The sequence below is a fragment of the Acetivibrio straminisolvens JCM 21531 genome, assembly GCF_000521465.1.
GTDB lineage: Bacteria > Bacillota > Clostridia > Acetivibrionales > Acetivibrionaceae > Hungateiclostridium > Hungateiclostridium straminisolvens.
In genome coordinates this window covers 1-25886 of sequence record NZ_BAVR01000055.1, presented here as the reverse complement: position 1 = coordinate 25886, position 25886 = coordinate 1, and the positions used below count along the sequence as shown (strand labels likewise).

22 protein-coding genes and 6 pseudogenes are annotated in these 25886 nt (G+C 40.0%); 26 read left to right on the top strand and 2 right to left on the bottom strand.

The window, feature by feature from the left end; all coding sequences use genetic code 11:
• The 10 genes and pseudogenes from JCM21531_RS13380 to rsmI form a co-directional block, all read left to right on the top strand.
• A partial coding sequence (locus JCM21531_RS13380; RefSeq protein ID WP_243467686.1) for a hypothetical protein occupies positions 1 to 189 on the top strand: 189 nt, incomplete at its 5' end.
• A complete protein-coding gene (locus JCM21531_RS13375; protein ID WP_038290651.1) occupies positions 189 to 1616 on the top strand; it encodes an aminotransferase class I/II-fold pyridoxal phosphate-dependent enzyme in 1428 nt (475 codons plus the stop codon). The genes JCM21531_RS13380 and JCM21531_RS13375, both read left to right, overlap by 1 nt.
• A gap of 24 nt (positions 1617 to 1640) precedes the next feature.
• Positions 1641 to 2324 carry a dTMP kinase gene (locus JCM21531_RS13370; RefSeq protein ID WP_038290642.1) on the top strand — a complete coding sequence of 228 codons (684 nt, stop codon included), beginning with the start codon at positions 1641 to 1643 and terminating at the stop codon, positions 2322 to 2324.
• Positions 2325 to 2466: 142 nt separating this feature from the next.
• Positions 2467 to 2918 (top strand): annotated as a pseudogene (locus JCM21531_RS13365) (YaaR family protein).
• Between the two features lie 52 nt (positions 2919 to 2970).
• Positions 2971 to 3633, top strand: coding sequence for a DNA polymerase III subunit delta' (gene holB, locus JCM21531_RS13360; RefSeq protein ID WP_243467685.1), 663 nt, complete (start codon positions 2971 to 2973; stop codon positions 3631 to 3633).
• Positions 3582 to 3959, top strand: a complete 378-nt coding sequence (locus JCM21531_RS22365; RefSeq protein ID WP_243467684.1) for a DNA polymerase III subunit delta' C-terminal domain-containing protein — start codon at positions 3582 to 3584, stop codon at positions 3957 to 3959. Before holB ends, JCM21531_RS22365 begins: the two co-directional genes overlap by 52 nt.
• Entirely contained in the window at positions 3959 to 4831 is an 873-nt protein-coding gene (locus JCM21531_RS13355; protein ID WP_038290640.1) for a PSP1 domain-containing protein, read from the top strand. The genes JCM21531_RS22365 and JCM21531_RS13355 overlap by 1 nt, the downstream gene beginning before the upstream one ends.
• A 141-nt stretch (positions 4832 to 4972) precedes the next feature.
• A complete protein-coding gene (gene fdxA / locus JCM21531_RS13350; protein ID WP_038290637.1) occupies positions 4973 to 5143 on the top strand; it encodes a 4Fe-4S ferredoxin in 171 nt (56 codons plus the stop codon).
• Positions 5144 to 5251: 108 nt separating this feature from the next.
• A complete protein-coding gene (locus JCM21531_RS13345) occupies positions 5252 to 6016 on the top strand; it encodes a tRNA1(Val) (adenine(37)-N6)-methyltransferase (protein WP_038290635.1) in 765 nt (254 codons plus the stop codon).
• On the top strand, positions 6009 to 6851 hold the full coding sequence (rsmI, locus tag JCM21531_RS13340; RefSeq protein ID WP_038290632.1) for a 16S rRNA (cytidine(1402)-2'-O)-methyltransferase: 843 nt from the start codon (positions 6009 to 6011) through the stop codon (positions 6849 to 6851). Before JCM21531_RS13345 ends, rsmI begins: the two co-directional genes overlap by 8 nt.
• Positions 6852 to 6961: 110 nt before the next feature.
• Here the strand turns inward: rsmI and JCM21531_RS13335 are convergent, their stop codons facing one another.
• Positions 6962 to 7201, bottom strand: coding sequence for an AbrB/MazE/SpoVT family DNA-binding domain-containing protein (locus tag JCM21531_RS13335; RefSeq protein WP_038290628.1), 240 nt, complete (start codon positions 7199 to 7201; stop codon positions 6962 to 6964).
• Between the two features lie 432 nt (positions 7202 to 7633).
• Here JCM21531_RS13335 and JCM21531_RS13330 point away from each other — a divergent pair.
• Both JCM21531_RS13330 and JCM21531_RS13325 read left to right on the top strand, forming a co-directional pair.
• A pseudogene (locus tag JCM21531_RS13330) lies at positions 7634 to 8265 on the top strand (nucleoside recognition domain-containing protein).
• A pseudogene (locus tag JCM21531_RS13325) lies at positions 8262 to 8793 on the top strand (spore maturation protein). The pseudogenes JCM21531_RS13330 and JCM21531_RS13325 overlap by 4 nt, the downstream one beginning before the upstream one ends.
• Before the next feature lie 4 nt (positions 8794 to 8797).
• Here JCM21531_RS13325 and JCM21531_RS13320 read toward each other — a convergent pair.
• Positions 8798 to 9739, bottom strand: a complete 942-nt coding sequence (locus JCM21531_RS13320) for a DUF2600 family protein (protein WP_243467683.1) — start codon at positions 9737 to 9739, stop codon at positions 8798 to 8800.
• A 373-nt stretch (positions 9740 to 10112) separates the two neighbouring features.
• Here JCM21531_RS13320 and metG point away from each other — a divergent pair.
• The 14 genes and pseudogenes from metG (at position 10113) to JCM21531_RS13260 (ending at position 25832) form a co-directional block, all read left to right on the top strand.
• Positions 10113 to 12068 (top strand): annotated as a pseudogene (gene metG / locus JCM21531_RS13315) (methionine--tRNA ligase).
• A gap of 34 nt (positions 12069 to 12102) precedes the next feature.
• Positions 12103 to 12867: pseudogene (locus JCM21531_RS13310) on the top strand (TatD family hydrolase).
• A 107-nt stretch (positions 12868 to 12974) separates the two neighbouring features.
• A complete protein-coding gene (locus JCM21531_RS13305; protein ID WP_038290626.1) occupies positions 12975 to 13505 on the top strand; it encodes a hypothetical protein in 531 nt (176 codons plus the stop codon).
• Between the two features lie 351 nt (positions 13506 to 13856).
• Entirely contained in the window at positions 13857 to 14867 is a 1011-nt protein-coding gene (locus JCM21531_RS13300) for a resuscitation-promoting factor (RefSeq protein ID WP_243467682.1), read from the top strand.
• Between the two features lie 141 nt (positions 14868 to 15008).
• A complete protein-coding gene (gene rsmA / locus JCM21531_RS13295; RefSeq protein WP_038290624.1) occupies positions 15009 to 15857 on the top strand; it encodes a 16S rRNA (adenine(1518)-N(6)/adenine(1519)-N(6))-dimethyltransferase RsmA in 849 nt (282 codons plus the stop codon).
• 237 nt (positions 15858 to 16094) lie between these two features.
• Positions 16095 to 16814: a DUF7922 domain-containing protein gene (locus tag JCM21531_RS22360; protein ID WP_243467681.1), complete on the top strand. Its 720-nt coding sequence runs from the start codon at positions 16095 to 16097 to the stop codon at positions 16812 to 16814.
• A 66-nt stretch (positions 16815 to 16880) separates the two neighbouring features.
• Positions 16881 to 17009, top strand: a complete 129-nt coding sequence (locus JCM21531_RS23950) for a hypothetical protein (RefSeq protein ID WP_279379068.1) — start codon at positions 16881 to 16883, stop codon at positions 17007 to 17009.
• Between the two features lie 14 nt (positions 17010 to 17023).
• Positions 17024 to 17410: a hypothetical protein gene (locus JCM21531_RS22355; RefSeq protein ID WP_243467680.1), complete on the top strand. Its 387-nt coding sequence runs from the start codon at positions 17024 to 17026 to the stop codon at positions 17408 to 17410.
• Positions 17411 to 17548: 138 nt separating this feature from the next.
• Complete coding sequence (locus JCM21531_RS13285) at positions 17549 to 18094, top strand: zinc-ribbon domain-containing protein (RefSeq protein WP_038290622.1); 546 nt, start codon at positions 17549 to 17551, stop codon at positions 18092 to 18094.
• A gap of 897 nt (positions 18095 to 18991) precedes the next feature.
• Positions 18992 to 21225 (top strand): annotated as a pseudogene (celS, locus tag JCM21531_RS13280) (cellulose 1,4-beta-cellobiosidase CelS).
• Positions 21226 to 21407: 182 nt separating this feature from the next.
• A complete protein-coding gene (locus tag JCM21531_RS13275; protein WP_038290647.1) occupies positions 21408 to 21818 on the top strand; it encodes a cell division protein ZapA in 411 nt (136 codons plus the stop codon).
• A gap of 76 nt (positions 21819 to 21894) precedes the next feature.
• Positions 21895 to 22779, top strand: a complete 885-nt coding sequence (locus JCM21531_RS13270; protein ID WP_038290620.1) for an alkaline phosphatase family protein — start codon at positions 21895 to 21897, stop codon at positions 22777 to 22779.
• Entirely contained in the window at positions 22776 to 25286 is a 2511-nt protein-coding gene (locus JCM21531_RS13265) for a U32 family peptidase (RefSeq protein WP_038290619.1), read from the top strand. Before JCM21531_RS13270 ends, JCM21531_RS13265 begins: the two co-directional genes overlap by 4 nt.
• A gap of 33 nt (positions 25287 to 25319) precedes the next feature.
• Positions 25320 to 25832, top strand: coding sequence for a dUTP diphosphatase (locus JCM21531_RS13260; RefSeq protein WP_038290618.1), 513 nt, complete (start codon positions 25320 to 25322; stop codon positions 25830 to 25832).
• The last annotated feature ends 54 nt before the right edge of the window (positions 25833 to 25886 follow it).

Here is a 25886-nt window from a genome sequence, read left to right as displayed (position 1 = left end):
ACGAAAATGAAAACTAAAGAGAAGAACAGATTATACAGAGTCTGGCATACTGACAAGAAAACCTGCTCGAAATTCGACACCAAGGAGATTGAAGAAGTACATGCTTCAAGCATCAAGGAAGCAAAGAAGATAGTTTCGGAAATGTACCCTGACCATAGGGTGACATCAGCATGGCTGGTTCAAAAATAATGAATATCCCTATATATAATGCACTAAAAAGCTATTCCGATTCATGCCCGACTGTTTTCCATATGCCGGGACACAAGCTAGGGAAAGGGATATCTCTATCGTTTTTGAGAGACCTATATTTGATGGATTTAACAGAAATTCCCGGCCTTGATAGTCTTTACTGCCCGAAGGGGATAATTAAAGAAGCCCAGGAATTGGCAGCAAAGGCTTTTGGGGCCGACAAAACTTTTTTCTTGGTAAACGGTTCGACCTGCGGAATTCAGGCGGCAATTATGACTCTTTGCAAGCCCAAGGACAAGCTTATAATTGCAAGGGATTGTCACAAATCTGCTGTTGCCGGAATAATGCTTTCAGGTGCTGTTCCCATATATGTGAAAACGGAGTTTAACAGTCCTTTCGGCATACCTTCGATTGTTTTGGAAAAAGAGATTGAGAAGGCACTTATCCAAAATCCTGATGCTGTCGGGGTTTATATAACAAGGCCCAACTATTATGGGATATGTTCGGATATAAAGTCCATAAGTGAATTGGTTCATTCATATAACAAGGTGCTTATAGTTGACGAGGCGCATGGCGCGCATCTGAAATTTTCCAAAAAACTTCCGCCCTCTTCTACGGAACATGGGGCGGATATTTGCATTCAAAGTGCCCACAAGACCCTTCCGGCACTAACCCAAGGGGCATACCTTCATGTAAAAGGCAGCAGGGTGGATATTGAAAAGCTTGAATTTACCTTGTCTCTTTTAGGGACCACCAGTCCGTCGTATATCATAATGGCTCATCTGGACATTGCCCGAGCTATTATGGAAACAAGTGGCGAAGAAAATATCAACAGGGTGCTTGATGGAGTAGAAAACCTAGGCAGCGCCCTTTCGAAAAATGGTGTTTTTCGAATTCTCTCCGTTGACGATATAAATAAAGGAGAAATCGACAGAACCAGGGTTGTGGTTAATGTAAGGAATACGGGAAAGACCGGTTTTGAATTTGAAAAAATCTTAAGAAATCAATATAATATTCAGGTGGAAATGTCCGATTTATATAATGTTGTGTGCATTACTACCGTAGCGGATACCCTTGAAGATATAATGAGGCTTCAAAGGGCATTTCTTGAAACGGCTGGTTGCTCCGTAAAAGCAGGTGGAAAAAGAGAGCCGGAAAATCAACTGCGTATAGATGCATTAAATATACCGGAGCAAAGGATAGAGCCTGCCGCTGTCATGCACAGAGAGGTTGTAAAAAGAAAACTTTCCGATGCTATAGGTTGTGTTAGCAGAGCGATGATAACTCCTTATCCCCCGGGAATACCTGTAATATGCCCGGGAGAGGTTGTTACTGAGGATATTGTGGAATATGTTATAAAAATTATTGAAGCCGGCGGCGTGGTAAACGGGGTATCTTCAAATTTTGAGATAGATGTGACGGATTAGCAAAAGCGTGTAAAGGAGATTCATATGAAAGGAAAGCTGATAATAATTGAGAGCGGGTCCGATGCCAGCGGAAAAGCGACTCAAACCGATAAACTGTATGAACGGCTGGTTAAGGATGGGTATAAAGTAAGAAAGATTACTTTTCCGAACTATGAGAGCGATTCTTCAGCACTGGTTAAGATGTATTTAAACGGGGATTTCGGAAAAAATCCTAATGATGTAAGTCCCTATGTGGCATCCACATTCTACGCAGTGGACAGGTTTGCATCTTACAGGACGGATTGGGGACAGGCCTATAATGACGGATGGATAATTCTTGCCGATAGATACACTACGTCTAATATGGTACATCAGGCGGCAAAAATAAAGGACATAGGAGAAAAAGACCGCTTTCTTGACTGGCTGTGGAATTTTGAGTTTGAGATTTACAAGCTTCCGGTGCCCGACTGCGTCATATTTCTCGACATGCCCCCTAGTTACAGCAAGGAGCTTATGAAAAAAAGGGCAAATAAGTTTACCGGCGAGCAGAAAAAGGATATACATGAGAGAAATGATGAATATTTGATGGAGTCCTACAACAATTCTTTGTATATTGCAAAAAAATATAATTGGATTCGGATTGACTGCGTAGAGAATGGAACCTTAAGAAAGATAGATGAAATTCAAGAAAGTGTCTATGAAGCCGTAAGTGGAATAATTAGGCAGTAATGCCTTTGTTGAACTTATCCGCCCCAACTATTATAATAGAACTATACAATACCTTTGTTTATGTGTGCATAAGGCGGCATTTGATGTATTTCAGGCTTTACCGTAGTAGTAAACTAAACTTCCGCAAATGGAGTGAGAAGCTATGAAGATCAGGGAAAGCACCAGCAAGACATCGGGCCTTCACGAGGTTTCCGGGCAGGAACCGAAGAGGGTGGCTGACAGCAGCGGTTCCAACTTTAAAAGGCATTTGAAGGAGTTTGACAGCCGCAATTATGAGGAAAGAATCCGTGCTCTGGTGAGCCAAATTGAGGAGCAGGGAAAAAAACTCAGCCAGAAGATAGATGTAAGGGAGCTTAAGATTTATAAAAGGCTTATTTCCGATTTTTTGGATGAAGTCCTGCACCATTCCCATATGTTTTCAAAGGACAGCTATCTTGATAGAAGGGGCAGATACAAAGTTTATGCTACGGTAAAGAAAATAAATGCCGAGCTTGATGAGCTAACGACAGAGGTCTCAATGCCGAAGGGGACAACATCAAGATACTGCAGAAGATTGAGGATATAAGGGGTCTTGTTTTAGACCTTATGTTGTGACACTCAGGTTCAAAGAACATTTTTTATCATTTTGTTATGGCAGGGGTGTATTGTGAACTTTAATGAAATTATCGGCCAGAGGGATGTTGTTGAAGGCCTTAAAACACTAATAAACAGCGATAAAGTTGGACATGCATATATATTTTACGGACCGGAAGGAATAGGAAAGAGTACGGTTGCAAAGATTTTTGCATCTATATTGATGTGTGATGATAATACAGGGGATAAAAGCTGCGGCAATTGTCAGTCCTGCCGTCTTTTTGAGAATGGAACCAATCCCGACTTTGGAATTTTAGAATGTAAAGGCTTAAGTATAGGCGTTGAGGAAATAAGGAATTTGCAGCATGATATATGCGTAAGGCCGCTTTATTCCAAAAGAAAGGTGTATTTAATCCGCGATGCGGAGAAAATGACTGTTCAGGCTCAGAACTGTCTCTTAAAAACCCTTGAGGAGCCACCGGAGTATGCGGTTATCATACTTGCGGCATCAAACTATGAGGTTCTTTTGGAGACCATCCGTTCAAGGAGCGTAAGGGTTGATTTCAAAAAAAATACCTTTGATGAGGTAAAGAGATTTATTGTTAAGAGAGTTGGAGAGGATTTTGAGCAAGCGGATTTTATAGCCTCATATGCCGACGGGGTGATTGGCAGAGCCTTAGGCTTATGGATTCGGAGGGATTTAAGGAGCTTCGGGACAAGGCGATTGATGCGGTAATTAAGCTTTCCGGGTCCGATTTCGAGGATATACCGAATATTTCCGTTATGTTTGACGAGAACAAGGAAGATGCGGATTCTATGCTCGATATTATGCTCCTGTTTTACAGAGATTTGCTTATAGCAAGAAAGTCTGGAAATGAAAAATTGTTGATTAATTCCGATAAAAAGGATATCATATTAAAGAATACAAGTAGGTTTTCTACGGGAAAACTATTGCACAATATAGATATAATTGAAGAAACGCGTAGAAATATAAAGCAGAATGCAAATTATCAGCTTGCTATACAGGTTATGCTTATGAAGCTTCAGGAGGAAAATGCGTAATGGTAAAGGTGGTTGGAGTAAGATTTAAAAAAGCAGGCAAAATATATTATTTTGATCCTGGCGATTTAGAGATAGATTTGAATGAAAATGTAATTGTCGAGACTGCAAGAGGAATTGAGTTCGGTCAGGTTGTAGTGCCAAATACCGAGGTCAGTGAGGAAGAAATTGTTGCTCCTTTAAAGAAGGTTATTCGGGTTGCGACAGATGAAGACAAAGAGCATCATGAGGATAATATCAGAAAAGAGAAGGAAGCTTTTGAAATTTGTCTTCAGAAAATTGCAAATCACAATTTGGAAATGAAGTTGATTGATGTTGAATATACCTTTGACAACAATAAAATATTATTCTATTTTACTGCCGACGGAAGAGTGGATTTCAGGGAGTTGGTAAAGGACCTTGCTTCAGTTTTCAGAACAAGAATTGAGCTAAGGCAGATTGGTGTCAGGGACGAAGCTAAAATGATGGGTGGCTTGGGAGTTTGCGGCCGTGTTCTTTGCTGTAATTCGTTCCTTGGCGAATTTCAACCGGTGTCTATAAAAATGGCAAAAGAGCAAGGATTGTCCTTAAATCCCACAAAAATATCCGGTGCCTGCGGAAGGCTTATGTGCTGTTTGAAATATGAGCAAGAGGCATATGAAGAAATAATTTCCAGAGTGCCGAAAGAGGGGGCTATTGTAGAAACCCCTGAAGGACAGGGAGTTGTAATGTCAGTGAGTCTGCTAAAGGAACTGGTGAAGGTAAAGCTTGACAGGGATAATGAAACCGACCTTAAAGTTTACAAGGCATCGGAGGTAAAGGTCATAAAAGATGTGACCCGTGAAGAGGCAGAGGAAGAGATAGACCTGGATGAATTAAAGCAGCTTGAAGATTGATATTGAAGATGATAAAGAGAATAATTTGTCTGGAATAAAAAAAGTGGTTTGCATTCCACTATTTTAGTGGTAAAATTATAAAGTCAGTAGATTATTTTAATACTTGCTATAGGCAAATATGTATAGGAGGTGTACCATACAATGGCATATTTTATAACTGACGCTTGCATCAGCTGCGGTGCATGCGAGTCCGAATGCCCGGTATCTTGTATTTCAGCAGGAGACAGCGTTTATGTAATAGATGAAAACGCTTGTATAGACTGTGGGGCTTGTGCAAATGTTTGCCCTGTTGATGCTCCACAGCAGAAATAATTGTGTGTCTAAAAGGGGTCGAAAAGGTTGCATGCCTTTATTTGGCCTCTTTTTTATGCCTCAAATCGGAGGCGTCTGTTTTTTATTATTGATATATTGTGAACGCAGGTGTTTGATTTGGAAATAAAATTGAATGAAAATGAAAGAATAGATGATTTACAGTATAAAGGATTAAAGATTATACAAAAGATAGACGGCTTTTGCTTTGGGCTCGATGCTGTATTGCTGGCAAATTTTGCAGACATTAAAAAGGGTGATGAGGTAATTGACCTGGGTACAGGCACAGGTATAATATCGATTTTGATTGCCGGCAAAACCGAGGCCAAGTCTGTAACAGGGCTTGAGATTCAGGAAGAAATGGCCGAGATGGCTCAAAGAAGTGTAAAACTCAATAATATCGAAGACCGTGTAAAAATAGTGTGCGGAGATATTAAAGAGAGCGTTGAAATGTTTGGCGCGTCAAAGTTTAATGTGGTGGTCACAAACCCTCCTTATATGAATCAGGGGGGAGGGCTTTTGAATATCAGCGATACAAAGGCAATTTCGAGGCACGAAATAAAATGCACTTTGGAAGATGTAATAAAAGCATCGTCAAAGCTGTTGGTGCCCGGAGGGCAGTTTGCAATGGTTCACAGGCCCGACAGGCTTGTGGATATAGTGTGGCTTATGAGAAAATACTCTATAGAGCCAAAGTATCTGCAATTTGTACATCCGTCTCCCCGTAAAAAAGCAAATCTGCTGCTTATAAAGGGGGCAAGGCAGGGAGGAGTACAGCTAAAGATGATGGAGCCGTTGTATGTTTATGATGATAACGGAAATTATTCCAAAGAGATAGACGATATTTATAGCAGAGAGGTAAGGAAAATTGAGTAATAAAGGAACACTGTATCTTGTTGCAACTCCCATCGGAAACCTTGAGGACATAACCTTAAGGGCCATACGGGTGCTTAGGGAGGTAGACCTAATAGCCGCCGAAGACACAAGGCAGACAATAAAGCTTCTTAACCACCTTGACATAAAAAAGCCCATGGTGAGCTACTATGAACACAATAAGATTGTAAAGGGCAATTATCTGGTAGAGCAGCTTTTAGAGGGAAAGAGTATTGCTCTGGTCTCCGATGCGGGTACGCCGGGAATTTCCGATCCGGGAGAAGATATGGTTAAGCTGTGTATTGAAAATGAAATTCCGTTCACCATGGTCCCGGGGCCTGTGGCGGCTGTGATGGGACTTGTTCTGTCGGGGTTTTCCTCGGGAAGATTTGTTTTCGAAGGATTTTTGCCAATGAATAAAAGGGCAAGGAGAGAAAGAATCAATTCGCTGAAGGATGAAATACGAACCATAGTTTTTTATGAAGCGCCTCATAAACTTGTTTATACTCTAAAAGATCTGCATGAGGTTTTGGGAAACAGAAGGATAACATTGGCACGGGAGCTTACAAAAAAGTATGAAGAAGTCTTAAGGTGCACTTTGGAAGAAGCGGTTGAGAGGTACGAGAGTGAATCGCCAAGAGGAGAATATGTCCTTGTGGTGGAAGGGGCAGACGAAAATCAAATGATTGAAGACAAAAAGAGTGAATGGGATGCCATGAGTATTTTAGAACACTATCAGATGTATATAGCTGAGGGTCTTTCCAAGAAAGAAGCAATGAAAAAGGTGGCACAGGACCGGGGAATGAGTAAAAGGGATGTGTACAATGCCTTAATCTGACATGGAGTTTCTTTGCTTTTGCCTCTTTTATTTCACTAAAGGGGACTAAGCCAAAAACAAAAGGGACTTCAGGCAAGTCCCTTTTGCGATTATGCTGAGTTATGAAGTTATTATTTTTTTAATTCTCTCATACAGTCAGGGCAAATGTTCTTACCTTTGTAAACTGTTACGTCTTTTGCGTTTCCGCAGAAGATGCAAGCAGGCTCATATTTCTTGAGTATTATTGTTGCACCGTCAACATAGATTTCAAGTGCATCCTTTTCAGCAATGTCGAGTGTTCTTCTCAATTCGATAGGCAGAACAACCCTTCCTAATTCATCAACTTTTCTTACGATTCCAGTAGATTTCATAATTGATCCTCCTCTAAAAATACAGTATTCGACAAACTTTTCAATTTTCATGATACCATAAATGCCAATAATAGTCAACAATATTTTAAAAAAAATTCAATTAAATTCAATAATAATTTGTGGAGAGATTGTAATTTAATACTAAAGATATTTTTTTGTATCGTCAGAGAGGGGCGTTAAATTACCTGTGCTTCATAATTAGCAAAGTAAATAGGAATACTAGGATATTAACAGCCTAATGGGAATAAAGGGAGATAGAGCCAATATATAACTGGCAAATTTCTTCGATAGTGACGTGCTGAAATTCGACAAGTTAATTATACCACAAAAATTGAAATAGGTGGATTAATTTGAAGTTGTGGGTGTGGTATATTGTCCGATAAATCTTCATATAGATTATTAGTATTAATGACATTAAATGGGGATTATGTTGTGTTAAATTATATCTGGTTTGCAATGCTAATAGCAGGACTTGTAGTAGGTATAATGAACGGAAGGGTTGATCAACTTACCCAGGCAGTGGTGGATTCATCTAAAAATGCTGTAGATATAAGCATAGGTCTTCTGGGGATTATGTGTTTATGGACTGGGCTCATGGAGGTCGCGGAAAAAAGCGGAATTGTCGGAGGAATTGCAAAAGCTGTAAGACCCGTTATGAAGTTTTTGTTTCCGGGGATACCGAAAGGACATCCTGCAGGAGGAGCAATTGTCATGAACCTTGTGGCAAACTTCCTGGGCCTGGGCAATGCGGCAACGCCTTTGGGAATAAAGGCTATGAATGAGCTTCAAAAGCTAAATCCAAGCAAAGATACCGCCACAAATGAGATGAGCATGTTTCTTGTTTTGAATACGTCCTGTATTCAGTTCATTCCTGCAACAATAATTGCCCTGAGGTCGGCAGCCGGCTCGAAGAATCCTACGGAGATTATAGGTACCATATGGGTGGCGAGCGTTAGCGCTCCATTGCAGGAATCCTTTCGGCAAAAATATTGTCATCCTTTTTCAAGGGCAAATCCCAACCTAAAAAAGGTCTGAAAAATAAAACAGTACGGAGGATTGCATGAGTTTAGTAAAAGAATTATCTTCTTATGCCATACCGGCATTATTTTTTGTTATTTTATGCGTTGGGCTGTACAGAGGGGTAAAAGTGTATGATGTGTTTTTAGAGGGTGCAAAGGAAGGCATAGACACTGTTGTGAGAATTATACCCCGCTTGTAGGGCTTATGGTTGCTGTCGGAGTATTTAGAGCTTCTGGGGCACTGGATCTTTTAGTCTATGCAGTAAAACCGGTTGCCGATTTTTTGAAAATACCGACGGAAGCTTTACCCATGGTTTTTCTTCGCCCCATATCCGGGAGCGCATCTTTGGCAATGTTGTCCGACATATTCAAGGTGCATGGGCCGGATTCTTTTGTGGGACGTGTGGCATCAACCTTCATGGCTCTACCGAAACAATATTTTATACTCTTGCGGTGTATTTCGGTGCAGTGGGAATCAAAAATATCCGGCATACTCTGGCCGCCGCTCTTATAGCTGATTTTGTCGGTGTTATTGCTGCCGTATGGATATGTACACAGGTTTTTGGAGGCTGATAAATCAAAGCCTTCCGGAGAGCCTTAACAATTTGCACAGGTTGTAGTAGAAGCGTGCCGCAGAGCCGGACTTTTTCATGATATTGGTGCTTGCAAGTTTGTTCATTCCATGGTAAGCTTTGGGCTCTGTAAGGTAAAGCGCAACCATCGTTTTGACTATAGTGCTGTGAAATTTTGGGTATTTAAGACTGTTGCAGCTTTCCAAAGCTTTTTCAATGAAAAATATGATTCTTTCTTCGCACATTTTTAAGTTTTTATAGTAAGTTGTGAGATTTATGCTGTAATTCTGCATAGCCTCGTTTACATTGACGAAATGGCGAAGCAGCGCGTGAAGTCCGCAAATCCATGGGAAATATGCGGCACATATATTGTCTATTTCTTCTTTGGTGAGATCCGGGTCATGGGCACAGGCAAATAAAACGAATATCAACAAGGGGGATGCCGATGCGGCAAGCATTTCTCCTTTGGATATGCCCGTATTTTCGTCGTGATACCTATTTACCCACTCCTCTATTTTTTTATCCCTCAATTCTTTATTCAAGTGGGAATAGGCCATAAAATCCGAGTAAATTTGAATAAACTTTTTCAATTGAGTTATGACTAGGTTGTATGAAGACAGCATTACAACCTGATTTCTGCACTTTTCTATGAGTTTTGTAATGGTTGTAATATCCTCGTTACTAAGGCAGTTCAGGTAGCCGACGGAGATTTTTCTTTTTGGGTCAACGGCATCTCTTAATGAGAGATAAAGGCGGCTGAATAACAGCTCGTCTTTTTTCTTTATATTGCTGCAAAGTAAATTAAGATAACAATCGATTGCCTGAAATGAAACTATAAAATCCAGAGCGTTGTCAAGGTTTACACCGGATAGAGGGCATAAATGCCTGCTTCGCGGGCAGGAAGTTTTCTTGTGTATGAGGGGGAATCCTCTTCTGTATTGCTGCATTTGTCCTCGAAAATCCCATATTCCCTGAAAAGAGAATAAGATTTTGGGTATATGTCGCTTATGCACTTCAGTACAAGCTTGGGTCCATGGCAGCATGAGATATTCATAATTTCCTCCTTTTAATCACCACTAAAAATTCTTTTCTATATAAAGATTTTGTTATAGATGCAATTGCATATAGTTATTCTTCCCATTTTATGCATCTATAAAAGGGAATATGAGAAAACTGTGAAAAAATACACCTGATAATGTGAATTTCCTTGAAAAATGAACAGTATATATGTATATTAGTATTAATGGCAAGTTTGGACGGCAATAATAAATCAGAATATTATTATCGAAGAATGCTTTATTTATGCAAGGAGGAAAATAGATGGATAAAAAGACCTTTTACATTACAACACCTATTTATTATCCCAGCGATAAGTTACATATAGGACACTCATATACTACTGTTGCGGCGGATGCTGCGGCGAGGTACAAAAGGCTTAAGGGTTATGATGTAATGTTTCTCACAGGAACGGATGAACATGGACAGAAGATTGAGAGAAAAGCCAAAGAAAAGGGAGTTACGCCAAAGCAGTATGTGGATGAGATTGTGGCGGGAATTAAAGAACTCTGGAAGCTTATGAAGATAACTAACGATAGATTTATCAGAACTACGGACAGCGAGCATGAGAAGACCGTGCAGAAGATATTTAAGAAACTCTACGATCAGGGGGATATCTACAAAAGCGAATATGAAGGCTGGTATTGTACTCCCTGTGAGTCCTTCTGGACGAAAACACAGTTGGTTGACGGCAAATGCCCCGATTGCGGCAGGGAAGTGGAACTGACAAAGGAAGAAAGCTACTTTTTCAGACTCTCCAAGTATCAGGACCGGTTGATAAAGCATATTGAGGAGAATCCGGAGTTTATACAGCCTGTTTCCAGGCAGAATGAGATGCTGAATAACTTCCTAAGACCGGGACTTGAGGACCTTTGCGTGTCCAGGACTACCTTTGACTGGGGAATACCGGTGTCCTTCGATGACAAGCATGTGGTGTATGTTTGGATTGACGCCCTTTCCAACTATATCACTGCCCTTAATTATATGTCTGAGGATGATTCGGATTATCGTAAATACTGGCCTGCGGATGTACATCTTGTGGGAAAAGAAATAGTTCGTTTCCACACCATAATATGGCCTGCAATGCTCATGGCATTGGGTGAGCCTTTGCCAAAGCAAGTATTTGGTCACGGCTGGCTCCTTCTTGAGGGTGGAAAAATGTCCAAATCAAAGGGAAATGTGGTTGATCCCGTTGTACTTGTTGAAAAGTACGGCGTTGACGCAATAAGGTATTTCCTTTTAAGAGAGGTTCCTTTCGGCTCCGACGGAATATTCTCAAATGAAGCATTAATAAACAGAATTAATTCGGATTTGGCAAATGACCTAGGAAATCTTGTAAGCAGAACGGTTGCCATGATTGACAGATATTTCGGAGGAAGTATCCCGAAAGAAAGACAGGCGGGGGACTTTGATGATGACCTTATAAAGACTGTGATGGATACACCTCAAAAGGTGGAGGAACTTTTAGACCGGATGCAGTTTAGCATGGCACTTACTGAAATCTGGAAAGTTATTTCCAGGACCAACAAGTATATTGATGAGACCATGCCTTGGGTTCTGGCAAAGAGTGAGGAAAACAAGGCAAGGCTTGCCGCGGTTTTGTACAATCTTGCAGAAAGTATCAGGATAATCTCCATACTTTTGCAGCCGTTTATGCCCGAAACCCCTGAAAAGATATGGCACCAGTTGTATAAACGACAAGAATTATGTGGAGTGGGAAAGCACCAAGAAATGGGGAGGATATCCTGAAGGTGTTGCTGTAAATAAAGGTGAGCCCTTATTCCCGAGAATCGATATCAAAAAGAGATGGAAGAGCTGGAGAAGATCACTTTGGCAGCGGCTGAAAACAAGGAAGCGACAAAGAAGGAAGCAGAACAAAAGGAAACGGAAAAAAGTGAATTTATCAGCATAGAAGATTTTGAAAAGATAGATTTGAGGGTTGGTAAGGTCCTTGAGGCAGAGAAGGTTGAAAAGGCCGATAAATTGCTGAAACTAAAGATTGAAGTGGGCAATGAAATCCGTCAGGTGGTGTCGGGGATTGCAAAGCATTATTCTCCGGAAGAATTAAAGGGTAAATATGTTGTGCTGGTGGCAAACTTAAAGCCGGTGAAACTTCGGGGAATAGAGTCTCAGGGAATGATTCTTGCTGCTTCCAATGACAAAGAACTGGTGCTGGCGACAATCGACAAAGAAATAAACAGCGGAGCTAAAGTTCAATAGCCGGCTCTAGATTTGCAAGAAACGGAGAATGCCTATGCTTTTCGATTCACATGCGCATTATGATAATAAGAGGTTTAATGAAGACAGGTTTGAAATAATAAAAAAGGCTTATGACAGCGGTGTTACGTATATTTTAAATGCTTCTGCCGACATGGCTTCTGCGGAGGAAACCATTACTTTAACCTGTAAATTTGATTTTGTTTACGGAGCTGTAGGGGTTCATCCCCATTCTGCGGCTGAAATGGACGAAAATGATATTGCCAAGCTTAAAAACTTTGCTAAAGAGGATAAGATTGTTGCAATTGGAGAGATAGGGCTTGATTATTATTATGATTTTTCGCCGAGGGAGCAGCAAAGACTCTGGTTTGCAAAGCAGATAAACCTGGCAAAAGAGCTAAATCTCCCAATAATCGTTCATGACAGGGATGCCCACAAGGATGTTTTGGATATAATAAAGTCCGAGCAGGCCAGAGACGTCGGGGGAGTATTCCACTGCTACTCGGGAAGTGTTGAAATGCTGAGGGATGTACTGGACAACAATTTTGCATTTCTGTGGGAGGAACGCTGACCTTCAAAAATGCAAAAAAGCTGTTGAAGTGGTGGAACGTGTGCCCTTAGACAGGCTTTTGATAGAGACCGACTGTCCCTATCTTACTCCTGAACCCACAGGGGAAAACGAAATGATTCAAGCTATGTCAGGTTGGTTGCGGAAAAAATTGCACAGATAAGGGGCATAAGCTTTGAAGAAGTGGCTGAAACCACGACCAATAATGCCAAAAGGCTTTTTAGAATCAAATAGTTATCAATTAATCAAAATATTGACATAATACTGTTATCACCAATTTACCTTCGGTACATATAATGATATTGAATATAAGAAGAATATTGACCGGAGGTAAATTTTTTATGGAAAAGAAGTATAGGAAAGAACCTGTTCAAATACCACCCGAGATAACAGAGGTTGCTGAGGATACTCAGGTGCTGGAAATGGATATAATGCAGCAACAAAAACCAATGGAGGAGGTAACTGAAGTGGGAGTAACGGAGGAAATGCCTCAAATAGGACCGATGCAACAAATGCCTATACAGCCGATGGATCAAGCTCCCTATGCTCCACAGGCTCAGCAGATGCCTTGTGTACAGCCAATGCCGCAGATGATGATGCCCATGGTTTGCTGTCCTTTCTTGACTAATATGCATTGTCCGTTGATACCCACGGATTTTGCAGCAATGCCTCAACCAATGCCTCAACCAATGCCGCAGCCAATACCTCAGCCAATGCCACAAGCAATGCCTCAAGCAGTGTCTCCCAATCAATATGTGCCAGGCCCTTGCGGTAGTCCATATCCCGCACAGTATATGAATAATCCTTTTGGATGCGGTTCCGACATGTGCGAACAGAATATGTATAATCCGATGAGACCGGGTTATTATTAATCCGCAAGGAATTTATAATGACAAAGCTTGGCGTAAAGTATATTATTAAAAAATTAAAAGTACTTATAAATTTAAGCGGGTAAATTATTTACCTGCTTTTTGTATAAATTATCAATTTGTATAAATATATCAATGCAGTTTGCCGATTAAAGACAAGAAGTTGGAAAGGGATAGGAGGTATAATGGTTAGAAAAACAGACAATAATTAGATATATATGATAATAATGTATGGGAATTTGACAAAGGCGACCATTTCAAATAAAATACCCATAGTCCCTTAATATTGAATAGGAGGTGTTGAAACTGTCGCCACTTCTTGAAAATATTAAAAGGTATGTTTCATTTAAATTGTTGTCAGTTGTAGTTGTTGCATTTATAATTGCAGGAATTGCAGGAGCGGGAGTATATTTCCGCTGTCAGAAAGAAGTAGTAGTAAATTTTGATGATAAGCAATTTGTTGTCAAAACGATGAAATCTACCGTAAGAGAAGTATTGAAGCAAAACGGCATAAAGTTGGGCGAGAATGACTACATTAGTGTTCCGCTTGATTCAAAACTGCAGAGCAAGAAAGATAATGTCATAAATATAAAAAGTGCAGTACCTGTTACAGTAATTGCCGATGGGCAGGAAATTCAACTGATGACTTCAAAACAGACGGTCCGGGAAGCTCTTGAGGATGACCCGGTTAATCTTAGCCATTTGGATCGGGTTGAGGGAGCCGAACCGGATGATGAAATAGTCGCAGGCATGAAGTTGAAAGTTGTCAGAGTAAAGCAGGAACTTGTTAGTCAAAATGAAATTATCCCTTGTGACGTGATTAGAAGGGAAAACAACAGCATGGACAAAGGGGATTACAAGGTAATCAAGGAAGGCAAGGATGGAGTAAGGGAAAAGGTATACGTGGTTTCGTATGAGGACGGACAGGAAGTAGGTAAGCAGCTTTTAAGAGACACTGTGGTTTCGGAGCCGCAAACCAAAATTGTAGAGTATGGCACTGTCCTGAATTATACTACGGCAAGAGGTGAAAAGTTCAGATATAAAAGTGTAATGACCATGAAAGCCACAGCTTATACTGCGTCCTATGAGGACACCGGAAAGACCCCCGACCATCCTGAGTTCGGAATTACCTATACCGGAGTCAGAGCAAGAAGAGGTATTGTTGCCGTAGACCCAAAGGTTATACCTTTAGGAACAAAGTTATATATTGAAGGTATAGGCGGCGTACCCGATTACGGATACGCAGTTGCAGCAGACATTGGAAGTGCTGTAAAAGGCAATATTATTGACCTCTATATGGACGATAGAGAATCGGTTAAACGATGGGGAGTAAAAAAGGTAAGAGTCTATATACTTTACGATTAATTTCTGCATAATATACTTTAGATAATACTACATAAGAAACTTTGTTATATTTTTAAGGGACTGAAATTGGGCCGGGATTAAATGTCCCGGCTTTTTAGATTTTAGACGCATTAAATAATATATTTTTCTGGAGTTGAAATAATGGGAGGAAATACTAAGAAACTAATTCAAAAATATAATTTGAGGTTGACCAAGTCCTTGGGACAGAATTTTCTTATAGATGATAATGTTGTCAAACGTATAGTTGATGCCGCTCAAATAACCGAAAATGACATGGTGATTGAGATTGGACCGGGGGTTGGCAGCATGACGGTAGAATTGGCTCAAAGAGCCGGAAAGGTCATTGCCGTAGAGATTGACAAAAAACTTATACCTGCATTGCAAGAGAATCTTGGGGAATTTTCAAATGTGAACATCATTAATAAAGACATAATGGATGTAAATATAAATGAACTTCGGGACAGCGGGCAATTTGGCAATATTAAGGTAGTTGCGAACCTTCCCTATTACATAACCACACCTATTATCATGAAGCTTCTTGAAGAAGAAAATGATATAGGCCTTATGGTCTTCATGGTCCAGAAGGAAGTAGCTCAAAGGATGACTGCCGCACCGGGAAAAAAGGACTATGGTGCCTTGTCTGTTGCAGTTCAGTATTACACGAAGCCGGAAAAGGCATTTGATGTGCCTCCTCACTGCTTTATCCCTCAGCCGGAGGTTGATTCAACCGTCATAAAACTGAATGTAAATGAGACTCCGCCGGTAAAGCTCATGGACAAGGACTTCTTTTTCATGGTGGTGAAAGCTGCTTTCGGACAAAGAAGGAAAACTTTGGTAAATGCACTGTATAATTTTAAAGGATTTCAGAAGACAAAAGAGGAAATCAAGGAAATATTAAACCAACTGGGTATAGATGAAAATGCAAGGGGAGAAACATTATCGATTTCGCAGTTCGCAGAACTTTCAAATCTACTTTTCAAATGTTCTTAAAATATTTGTAAATCCAAAATACAATGAAATTTCAATATATGGAAAATAAGCCGTTAATACTTTCAATCTTTTAAGAGTATAAACGGTTTATTTTTTTATTTACTATCATATATATAGTTATGAACTTGATAATATGAAAATTCATTTTAAAAATGTTGAATCTTGAGTTTTAAGAGTTTTTTTGTATATGGGCGGTAAGCAATTCATTTCAGTCCTGTAGAGGGAGGGGGCAACAAAATGGATAATAGATTTAAATATCACAGATCATTTTTGATATTTACCCAGGAAGATTCAAGAAACGGGGAAGGGGGAGAACCGTCGGGATATTTGAAAATAGAAATCAAGGATGGCAAGGGAAGGCTGTCCTGTCAGTTGTCAAATCTCAAGGAAAGCAATGAAGCGGTCTATAAACTGTATTTAATAAATGGAGATGAGTCAAATTTCAAAGCAGTTTGTTCCGGAGCCATTCCTTTGAGGAAGGGCAAAGGTGAATTGGATTGGAAATTTAATCCGGGAAACATTGGCGGAGCCGGGCTGGATATAGCAGACATTAACATTGCTGCAATTATTCTTGAGAACAATAATGAACCGTACATAGACAATATACTGTGTCCCCTTGCGGCATATAAAAACGGGAAAATCGAGTGGAGACAGAAGCTAAGAAGGTTTTTGAACAAGCAAAGAGCGGAAGAAAAACAAGAAGCTGTAGAAGTAGAAAAAGAAGAAGAGATACAAAAAACGGAAGAAATACAAAGAACTCAAGAGATACAAGAAACTGAAGGAACGCAAAAGGCCGGCGAAATGCAAACAACAGAAAAAATACAATCAATGGAAGATATATCTATAAAAATAAATCCTGTAAAAATTGATGAAAACGAAAAAATAGATGAGAATATTACAAGTAAATATGGAAGTGTGATTGAAAGCATATATAAAAAAGTGATGAGTCGTCTGTAAAAGATAAAATAGAGGATAAAGCCGGTAGTATCGAAAACGGCAATAAAAAAGATAATGGGGTTTATCATGAAGACGAACAGAAAAGAAAAAATGGAGCTAAAGATGAAATTAAAAATAAAGTTCAAAATGAAAATGAAAATAAAGCTGAAATTGAGGATGAGAATAGAGCTAAAAGAGATGTTGGCGATAAAATAAGTTTTGAGGAATTGGTGGCGAAATTCGACAGATGCTTTGAAAAGTGCAATCCGTTTGTGGCGGGCCGAAAAGACTACAGATGGTGGAAAATAGCAAGTCCTGTTCATTTAAACAACATACTGTACCAAATGAAAATAGATGTGCCTATCCTTTTTAATCCTCTGGTGCTTATGGCCCACTTTAAATACAGGCATTTGCTTGTGGGGGTCTATGAAGATAAAACCAGGAACCTTCGTTATATTGTCTGTGGGGTTCCCGGGGTCTATTGGGTTGACGAAAAGCCTTTCGGGAAAATGTGCAGATGGGCTCAGGTTAACGGAAATATTCCCAAATACGGGGCATTCGGGTATTGGCTTGTTTATATAAATCCTACAACGGGTGAGATTTTAAACATGAGTTAACCAAGGGACATCAGATATTTTAATCAAGATATTAAAATAATTAATAAATTAATTAAAAATTTATAAAACTATTGGATTTGTGATATGGTATATTATATATAGTGTAAGTTATTCGGGAAATAAAGGAGGGTACATATAATGGAGTTCATTAAGGATTTTACAAGGAAAGTTACTGATACAGCCAGGATAGCAGCGAAAAAATCCAGTGACATGGTAGAGATTACCAAGCTGAATTTCAATATTGGGACGGAAGAGGATAAAATTAAAAAGGTTTATGCTCAAATAGGGGAAATAGTGTATCACTCATTTGAAAAGGGTGAAGAGATTCCTGAAGATTTAAAAGGACTTTGTGAAAAAATTGTAGCTTCGAAGAAAAATATCGAGAAAATGAAGCAGCAGATTCTGAGACTCAAAAGCATAAAGATTTGTTCTTCATGCAATGAAGAGCTTCGTGAAGAGGTTGTTTATTGTCCTAAGTGCGGTACAAGACAGGAAGTCGATGTAGCTGCTTCCGAAGAATCAAAGGAAGAAAATAATGCAGAAACCTGCGAACAGAATGATACGGAAAATAATACAGAATGTAGTGGGGAAAGTAATTCGGAGTGTAATGTAGAAGTTGACGAAGAGGGCGAAGAAGCAAACAGCGTCAATGAATATCAGGCAGAGGAAGACGAAGAAAAATAAAGTTTTAGTATCCCCTGACAAAATATTTTCAGTCTATGGCTTTTATCCGGGCCATAGGCTTTTTTATCTTTGACTGGGAAAGTTCACTACGGTCCTTAATGTATGGTACTATTAAAATTAGGCCTGATTCAATATAAATTTTATGACTTGCATACAAGCTTAATGTGTATTATAATTAAAATACGAAATAAAATAGCAATAATTGACTTGATTATATTTGAATGGGGGTATTGCTAACAACCGTACAATGTATGACATATCCGCTGTTTTTCGAAAAGAATACAAAGGCTTCAGGTATTTCCGTACCGTAGATTTGCCTTTGAGTTTTTCTTCTTGCCCCCTCAAAAAATTATTTTTTCGAAATATATAATTGAGATATTGTGTTTAGACCAAATTTTGGTCATTGAAAATTGAATATATTGAATTGTTGTAATTAATTCAGCTGCATTTGCTGCTAGGATTTGCCAGCCTATTTAAATTCCCATTTATAAAGATGTATTTATTGAAGTAATAACTTGGTATGTACAAATTTCGGTATTTGCAATATTCTTTGTTCCAATTTCCTTGTTCTAAGCAGCAATTATCTTTCAAACCTTTCAGTATTATCTTTGTGGCAATCTGTCAGATTATACATTGATTGAGCAGTAAAGATGTGTTTTGGTCAAATGCATGGCTGATTTAAGGTAAAAGTATAGGAAGTTATAATTTTTTCGTGATGTTATCAACACAAGTTTATTGTGTTTAAATAAGAAGTTTTTAAGTCCAGCTTAGTTCTATGGTGGGAATAATGCGTGAAAATGTATCCGCAAAAAGGGGGAATGGATGAATTGCGGGTAAGTTGCATTATTACATCATATAACTTAAAAAGAATAAAAAAAGTATATTTGAAAGGGGAAGATGGAGAGAATGGTAAAAAGCAAAAAAATCTCTATTGTATTAGCGATTGTAATGCTGGTATCCGTAATGATACCTGCAACAGTATTCGCAGGTCCTACAAAGGCACCTACACCAGCAGGAACATCTTATGAGGATCTTTTCCTTGAATTCTATGGAATGATTAAAGATCCTAAAAACGGATATTTCAGCTCTGATGAGGGAATACCTTATCACTCAATTGAAACATTGATTGTTGAAGCTCCTGACTATGGTCACGTTACAACCAGTGAAGCTTTCAGCTACTATATTTGGCTTGAAGCATTATATGGAAAACTCACAGGTGACTGGTCTGGAGTACAAACATCTTGGAAAGTTATGGAAGACTGGATAATTCCTGACAGCACAGAGCAGCCAGGTATGGCAATGTATAATCCAAGCAGCCCTGCTACATATGCTGCCGAATATCAGGATCCTTCATACTATCCTTCAGAATTGATGTTTGACAGCGTAAGAGTAGGAAGTGACCCGGTACACAACGACCTTACTTCAGCATACGGTCCTGACATGTACCTCATGCACTGGCTGATGGACGTTGACAACTGGTACGGTTTCGGTACAGGAACCAGAGCAACATTCATAAACACCTTCCAAAGAGGTGAACAGGAATCAACATGGGAAACTATTCCTCATCCGTCAATAGAAGAGTTCAAGTACGGCGGACCTAACGGATTCCTTGATTTGTTTACAAAGGACAAATCATATTCAAGACAGTGGCGTTATACAAACGCTCCTGACGCAGAAGGCCGTGCTATACAGGCTGTTTACTGGGCAAACAAATGGGCAAAAGAACAGGGAAAAGCCTCAACTCTTTCTTCTGTTGTAACAAAAGCAGCTAAAATGGGTGACTTCTTAAGAAATGACATGTTCGACAAGTACTTCATGAAGATTGGTGCACAGGACAAGACTCCTGGTAATGGCTATGACAGTGCACACTACCTCATGGCTTGGTACACTTCATGGGGTGGCGGAATCGGTTCATCATGGGCATGGAAGATCGGATGCAGCACATACACTTCGGATATCAGAACCCATTCCAGGCATGGATAAGTGCAACACAGAGCGACTTTGCTCCTAAGTCATCCAACGGTAAGAAAGACTGGCAATCAAGCTTAGACAGACAGATCGAATTCTATCAGTGGTTGCAGTCAGCTGAAGGTGCTATCGCCGGTGGAGCAACTAACTCATGGAACGGTAGATATGAAAAATATCCTGCAGGTAAATCAACATTCTATGGTATGGCATATGTTCCGCACCCTGTATATGCTGACCCTGGAAGTAACGAATGGTTTGGTATGCAGTGCTGGTCAATGCAGCGTATGATGGATCTCTACCTCGAAACTGGAGATACAAGAATTAAGTCCCTTGTTAGGAAGTGGGCAGATTGGGTAATGAGTGAAGTTCAGCTTTATGAAGATGGAACATTTGCTATTCCTAGCACCCTTGAATGGTCAGGTGAACCTGATACATGGACAGGAACATATACTGGCAACCCGAACCTGCATGTAAAAGTTGTTGCTTACGGTACTGACCTTGGTGTTACAGGTTCACTTGCAAATGCTCTTGCAACTTATGCTGCAGCTACAGAAAAATGGGAAGGAAAACTTGATACAAGAGCAAGAGATATGGCTGTTGAATTGGTTAACCGTGCATGGTACAACTACTACTGCGAAGAAGGAAAAGGTGTTGTTACTGAAGAATCTCGTGCTGACTACAAACGTTTCTTCGATCAGGAAGTATTTGTTCCGGCTGGTTGGAGCGGTACTATGCCAAATGGTGACAGAATTCAGCCTGGTGTTAAGTTTATAGACATTCGTACAAAATACAAACAGGATCCATACTATAATGTAGTATATGAGGCATACCAGAGAAAAGAAGCTCCTGTATTGAACTATCACCGTTTCTGGCATGAAGTTGACCTTGCAGTTGCTATGGGTGTATTGGCTACATACTTCCCAGATTTGAAATATAATCCTCCAGGTGATATTGTTAATCCAGCATTATACGGTGACGTTAACGATGATGGAAAAGTGAACTCCACAGACGTTACAGCATTGAGAAGATATGTTCTCAGACAGTTAGATAATATCAACGAGAAGAATGCTGACGTAAATGCTGACGGAAAAATTAACTCAACAGACTTCTCAATATTGAAGAGATTTGTTCTTAAGGAAATTGATACATTACCATATATATAATTTCAAATTGCTTTCAAAGGATCGGCTTTTGCCGGTCCTTTTTTGCATTTAAGCGCATAATTTCTGATATTTCGCTAAAAACCAATGATTTTTGTGCCGAAATATTGTATAATATATAATAATGTGTCCTTTTTTGAGAAAATGAGTTGCAGGAGTTTGCAATGTGCAAAGGAGCTGATGGTATGGCGGAGAAAAACAAGGTGGACGTCAGGATAGCAGGCAAGGATTACACGTTGGTTGGTATTGAGTCCGAGGAGTACATTCAGAAAGTAGCGTTGTATATAGACAGAAAGATGAATGAAATCATGAGGATGAATAGCAAACTCAGTACTTCAATGGCATCGGTGCTTACTGCTATTAATGTTGCCGATGATTACTTCAAGGCGCATGAAAACGTGATCAGCTTGAGCAAAGAATTAAAAAGTGCGAAGGAAGAGATTGAAAGATTGAAAGAGGAAAACCGAAGGCTTGCCGATGAAAATGCCATAATAAGCAATAAAAACACCTATTTTCAATTGGAATTGGCTAAGAGAGAAGCGGAATTGAATGAAGTGCGAAGTGCCCTTGAAAAGTCGACCAGGGCCAGAATTTAGATATATGGCTGACGATGAAAGCAAGGAAGCGTAAACAGCGCTTCTTTTTACTTTTTTTACAGGGTGGTGTCTAACCATGAAAATGATATTTATCTTTATAGACGGATTTGGTATCGGAAAGCCGGATGCATCGGTCAATCCTCTGGTAAACCCCGAGCTTGTAAACATAAACTATATACTTAATGATGCAGGAGCAATTCCCACGGATGCGTGCCTTGACGTACCCGGCTTGCCTCAGAGTGCCACGGGACAAACAGCCATTTTTACCGGCCAAAATGCTTCCAAAGTACTGTCAAGACATTTGCACGGGCAGCCTACAATTACATTAAAGAAGATGATAGCTGACGGCAATCTCTTTAAAGAACTTGTAAATAGAGGTTTTGCCGTTACAAATTCAAATGTTTACAGAACGCCCTATATCGATAGAATTAAAGACCCAAAGGAAAGAAAATACCGGCCTTCGGTAACCACGGTAATGACCCTTTCTTGCGGATTAAATCTTAGAACTGTGGAAGAATATATAGCTGGGGAGGGCGTGTATCATGACATCACCGGGGAGATTTTGAAAAATGAAGGTTACGTAAAGGAACTGATTACTCCTCAGGAAGCGGCGCAAAGGCTTTACAGTTTGAGCCGGAAATATGATTTTACGCTTTTCGAGTATTTCAAGACAGATATAATGGGGCACAAGGCGGAAATGGATACTGCAATAGAAAATTTAAAGATTCTTGATGCCTTTATAGGTGAGCTTTTAAAGCTTTACGACGAGAACGGGGAAATTATATTTATTACAAGTGACCATGGAAATATTGAAGACTTGACGGTAAATACTCATACATTCAACAAAGTACCCACTGTTATTCTTGGGAAAATACCTAAGAATGTTGAGATTAAAATAAATTCGCTGACGGATATTATGCCGGCAATATTAAATATTTTTGATGCAAAGGGAGAACTATGACAGGAGATTTTAAACCGGAATTGCTTGCCCCCTGCGGAGACTGGGAGGCCTTTGTTGCGGCTGTGGAAAACGGTGCAGACGCGGTATACATGGGGGGAAAGCTGTTTAATGCAAGACAATTTGCTTTCAACTTTGATGAGGACAAATTTAAAGAGGCAATACATTATGCCCATGCAAGGGATGTAAGTGTATATCAAACCATGAATACCCTGATAAACAACAGCGAGATGAAAGAAGCGCTGAAAGCACTGGAAAAGTCGTATCTTGCAGGTGTTGACGGGGTAATAGTCCAGGATATCGGACTGGCAAATTTAATAAGAAAGCTGTATCCCGACCTTCCGCTTCATGCAAGTACACAGATGACAATATGCAATTTGGAAGGCGTAAAGTTGATGGAGGAACTTGGATTTAAAAGGGTTGTACTTGCAAGGGAATTGTCATTAAAGGAAATAGAATATATTACCCAAAACACCTCCTTGGAAATAGAAGTGTTTGTTCATGGGGCGTTATGTGTTTGCTATTCGGGACAGTGCCTCATGAGCAGTATTATTGGAGGAAGGAGCGGCAACCGTGGTAAGTGTGCCCAGCCGTGCAGGCTTCCGTATCAGCTTTTGGAATCCGGCGAAAAAGACGGCCCATCAGGGAGGAAAGGGGACAGAGGATACTTTCTCAGTCCTAAAGACCTTTGTTCTGTTGAGATTTTGGATAAGCTTATAAATGCCGGCGTAAAATCGCTGAAAATTGAAGGTAGAATGAAAAGCGCCGAGTATGTAGCCACTGTGGTTCGAGTGTACAGAAAATATCTTGATAAATTGTTAAAGGAGCCCAATGGTTATACAAATATTGAGGATACGGACATAAAGGACCTTGCCCAGATATTCAACCGGGGAGGATTCTCAAAAGGATACCTGGAAGGAAAGACGGGAAAGGATATGATGAGTTTTGAGAAGCCTAAAAACTGGGGGATATATTTGGGAAGAGTATTATCCTATGACAAGGCTGCAGAAAGCGTTAAAATAAATCTTGAGGAGTCCTTGAGCCTTGGGGACGGGATTGAGGTATGGAACAATGAGGATGAAAGCCCGGGGACAATTGTAACTTCCATCCGGGTAAACGGTAAAGCAGTGACAGAAGCAAAGCCGCGGCAAGTGGCAGAAATAAGAAGCATTAAAGGCAGGATAAGCAAAGGTAATAAAGTCTACAAGACATCGGACAAAAAGCTAAATATGTTTGCCAGAGAATCTTTTACAGGGAAATCTGTAAGAAAGGTTCCTATTGAAGGAAGACTCAGTATAACAAGCGGAAAACCTGTATCGATTACTGTAGGTGATTATACCGGAAATACGGTTGTGGTTGAGTCCCAATATATACCTGAAAAAGCATTGACAAGTCCCATTACCGAAGAAAGAGTCCTCAAACAGGCGGCCAAAACCGGACAGACTCCTTTTGAGTTTAGGGTATTATCTGCCAATGTCGAAGAAGGGCTGTCCGTTCCCATAAGTGAAATCAATACTATCCGGCGCAGTGCCTTAGAACAATTGGAAATAAAAAGATCGGACAGATATCCCAACAGAAAGCCAGGAAATTTGCAAGAAAAATCGGAAGATATGCTGCATTTCCCGGGAAATAGTCGAAATAAGGAAAAGGTTATAAAAATTTCTGCATGTTTTTACAAAGATATAGACGGACTAGAGTATGAAAGCCTTGGAGTAGACCGGATATACCTTCCTTTTAGCATGCTTGTGAAGGAAAAGAAAGAAAGAGTTTTACGCTTTAGGGAAAATGCAGAGGTCTTTGTATTTATTCCCCCAATAACCAGGGGAAATTATAATGAGCTGATAAAATCCAAACTCCAGGACATTGTGAGAATGGGAGTTGACGGGGTCCTTTTGGGCAATCTCGGTTCAGTGGAATATGCCAAAGCTTATCCGAAGATTCGTGTCATGGGTGACTACTCGTTAAACATATTCAACAGCACTTCAATAAGGACACTTAAGGATATGGGGTTTGACGGTGCTGCTGTATCTCCCGAACTCAACTTGAATCAGATAAAGGCACTGGAGAAATTTCCGGAATTTATAGAAGAAGTGCTGGTATACGGAAGAATACCCCTTATGACCAGCGAGTATTGTCCTGTCGGGAGCATAAAGGGCAATTTCGGAAAGAACTCCAAATGCAATATGGCATGCAAGGATAGAAACTTCTATTTGGTGGACAGGATGAACATGAAGTTTCCCGTATTATGCGACAGGATAGACTGCAGAAGTGTGATTTTTAATGCAAAGGTATTGCTGCTTTCAGATACTATTGATAGAATTAAAACATCGGGTATTGACATGATACGGCTTAATTTTACCGATGAGAGCCCGGACGATGTCAAAGAGATAGTAAGCATGCACCGGGATATTTTAAATAACGGTTCTGAGGCTTTAAACGCCTATAAGCAATTAATTGACAAAATAAAGGACAGGGGTTTTACAAAGGGACATTTCCCAAGGGGTGTCTAATATACCGAAAAGGTTTTATTTGGAGGTAATTGAATGTCAAATAATGTTGAGGTATTTGTGGAAATATGCAGGGAAGGTGCAGTAATACCGAAGTATGCAAAACAATGGGATGCAGGTATGGACATCTGTGCTGCCGAAGATGTAATCATAAGGCCCGGAGAAACGGTAATAATTCCAACAGGACTTAAGATGGCTATTCCCGAGGGTTATGAAATACAGGTCCGCCCCAGGAGCGGCGTATCGTTAAATACTCCTCTGAGGCTCTCAAATTCACCGGGTACCATTGACAGCGGGTACAGAGATGAGATAGGGATAATTGTTACCAATACGTCGGCTGCGCTTTGCAATAAAGAAACTTCTTTTGATGAATATACTATCGACAGTAAAGGAAACAAGCAAGGAGTATATAAGATTCGCAAAGGGGATCGAGTTGCACAAATTGTGCTGCAGCAGGTTCCTAGAATTCAGTTTAAAGTAGTGGATTCGGTAAAGGAAATAGGCAGTAACCGCGGAGGCGGATTTGGGTCTACCGGGGTGCGGGATTGATAGAATAAAAAGTCTGCAAAAAGCTCAAAGGATCAGGGGTGGCCTTTGACTTTT